Source organism: Streptococcus sp. STC1396, assembly GCF_058933875.1.
In genome coordinates, this window is the sequence record NZ_JBZYCU010000047.1 from 1 (window position 1) to 2,806 (window position 2,806).

Genomic DNA, 2,806 nt, shown 5'->3' on the forward strand with positions numbered 1-2,806 from the left:
GAACGGTGAACTTATAGGTACCGTCAGACTGTTTCTGAGCCTTGTGCCAAATCAGATCATCCTGACCGTGCTCATGCGACCAAGTCGGAAGCAAGACCTCACGAATCCCCTGCGGGCTGGAAACCTGGGAAACAATCACATCAAAGGTACCCGTCTTAGGATTGTTATTGGCAATCGTCAGCTTACCCTCTGGTTTTCCGAACGAAACCTTGGTGGTGGTTCCGCCGACACCGACCATCTGACCGTCCCCTTGTATGTAATATAAATGAATGTTGTATTCACCAGTCGAACCTTTATGATTCGCCGCATTGACAGTCAATTTATAGGTTCCATTGGCTTGTTTTGCTGCAGTATACCAAACAATATCATCTTGACCATTCTCAGTAGACCAAGTTGGAAGCTTAACTTCCTGAATTCCATGTGGTGCTGAAACTTTGGAAACGATGACATCAAAAGTACCAGTTTTGGGGTTATTATTTTGAATACTAATCGTACCCGTCAGTGGTTGCTTAGCTAAAGCAGACTTGGCTGTAAATCTACCAGAATAGTCAATACTCTGGTCGAAAACATGCTTGCCTGCTAATAACTCCGCCTGAGAGGTGAATTGCCAAGCCCCTGATCTGCTATTGTATTTCAGGCTTCTAGCATCTTTTGCACTTAGTTTTGGTGCTGGATATTGGGCAATCCAAAAATTATCAAGGCCAAACAAAGCTGTATTTACTGGTCCTTTTTGGCGCAGGTTGTTTTGGTCGACCCAACTAGCACTAGTATAGTACATTAGGTTCTTATATCCGTGTTTGCGCATTTCCTCAGCCCAAGCTTGAGTATGCTGGTTGATTCCGTTTTGCATTTTCGGATCTTCCATGTCATTGACCATGACCGTATTTTTGGGCAAGCCCAGCCTATTGGCGAATGCAGCATAATAACGGGCTTCCGCTCTCGCTTCCTCATCGCTGGTATAGTGCGAGAAGGCATAGGTCGAGACTTGCAGACCGGCTGCTTGCGCATTTTTTACCTGAGATTCAGCAAAAGGATTTGTATAAGTCGTTCCTTCTGTCAGTTTGACAACGACACCGCCGACACCTTTGGATGCTAGTTGGCGATAGTCTTCCACACTGATATAACCGTTGTGACTACTCACATCCACAAAGGAAGAACCTTTAATGTCCGCTTGAGGATTGCTACGAGCTGTTTGTCCTGACGGAGGAGCGCTATAAAACACTGCTTTTCTCTTCTCAGAAGTTACTTCTGTACTACTCACAGCCGGCGAAGATTGATCTGACCCTATCTGATTTCCTGTGGATTCAGCATGAGTGTCACTCCCCGTCTCACTTTCACTGCCAGAAAATTCACCCTTTATCAAATCAGAAGCCCTATTTTGGCTTTGATCAATCACAGAGCCATTTGCTGTCGGACTTGTATTTTCCTGCCCCTTTGTATTCTCATCAGCAATCGTTTCCAGTGCTGCTGGAGCTTCTTGAGTTTGGCTATCATTTTTTACCTGAAGTTCCGTTTTTGGAACCTCTAAATCTGCTGCCGTACTTGTGTTCTCTTCAGCACGAGCAATATTAGCCGTTGCAGCTAATAAGACAGCTGTACTCGCTAAATAAACTATTTCTTTTGATTTCAACTTTTCTCTCCGAATTTTAAAAAGCTTGCCACCTTAAGGCAACAAGCAATTTTATTTAAAACTTAAAATCTTTTTTATTTCACAAAATCAAGAAGAGCAAGGAAGCTTTCAGCTTCAAGTGATGCTCCACCAACAAGAGCTCCATCCACATCTGGACAAGCCATGTATGATGCTACGTTTTCAGGTTTAACTGAACCACCGTATTGAACACGAACCTTGTCAGCAACTTCTTGACCAAAGTCAACAGCTACAACGTCACGAACAACTTTACACATTTTTTGTGCGTCGTCTTGTGAAGCTGATTTACCAGTACCAATAGCCCAGATTGGCTCATAAGCGATAACTAACGCAGCAACTTGTTCAGCTGTCAATCCAGCAAGAGCAGCGGATACTTGAGCACCTACAAATTCAGCAGCTTTACCAGCTTCGTAAGTTTCAAGTGATTCACCACAGCAGATAATAGGAAGCATACCGTTTGCAAAAATTGCTTTTGCTTTTTTGTTGATATCTTCATCAGTTTCATGGAAGTAGTCACGACGTTCTGAGTGACCGATAACAACGTAGTCAGTACCGATTTCTTTCAAAACTTGTGGGCTAGTTTCACCAGTGAAAGCACCTGCATTTTCGAAGTAGCAGTTTTGAGCAGCAACTTTAAGGTTTGAACCTTTTGCAGCAGCAAGAACAGTTGTCAAGTCAAGTGCAGGAGCAGCAATCCCAGCTTCTACAAGGTCAGAAGACGGAAGTTTAGCAGCTACTGCTTCCACAAAAGCTTTTGCTTCTTCTGGATTTTTGTTCATTTTCCAGTTACCGGCAATAAATGGTTTACGTGACATTTCACATACCTCTTCTTTTTTTATTTTCACGTTATATTGTACCATAAATTTACCAATTAATAAAGGTTAGCCACAGATTTTCATAAAAATAAAATATCTAATCTAACTTTTGTCATTAAATACGAAAACAAGTAATTTAGAGATTTATCAGCAAATTTTCAATCTTAAATTTCGATTTGCAAAATGTGATGGTATCCTTTCATCTTCACAAAAAAAGGCTCTTTTCTACCATTTGTCAAGTCTGTCAAGGCTTTAAGTGAAAAATGAGATAAGACAGTAGCTATTCCGAGGTTACTGTCTTATTTTTAACACTTTTTGAGCCATAAAAGGGCATGCAAAAAAA

The 2,806-nt window shown here is 41.6% G+C and carries 2 protein-coding genes; both read right to left on the reverse strand.

Annotated elements, in window-relative coordinates; genetic code table 11:
* Positions 1-1,630: GBS Bsp-like repeat-containing protein (locus AC5FEC_RS10315; protein ID WP_493662108.1), on the reverse strand; the 1,630-nt coding region annotated here is incomplete at its 3' end.
* A gap of 74 nt (positions 1,631-1,704) precedes the next feature.
* Positions 1,705-2,463: a triose-phosphate isomerase gene (gene tpiA / locus AC5FEC_RS10320; RefSeq protein ID WP_493662109.1), complete on the reverse strand. Its 759-nt coding sequence runs from the start codon at positions 2,461-2,463 to the stop codon at positions 1,705-1,707.
* Positions 2,464-2,806 lie beyond the last annotated feature (343 nt).

What these genes read in the sequence shown, in the direction of transcription:
- tpiA (WP_493662109.1), bottom strand. Translation starts at nt 2,463, where the DNA reads ATGTCACGTAAACCATTTATTGCCGGTAACTGGAAAATGAACAAAAAT.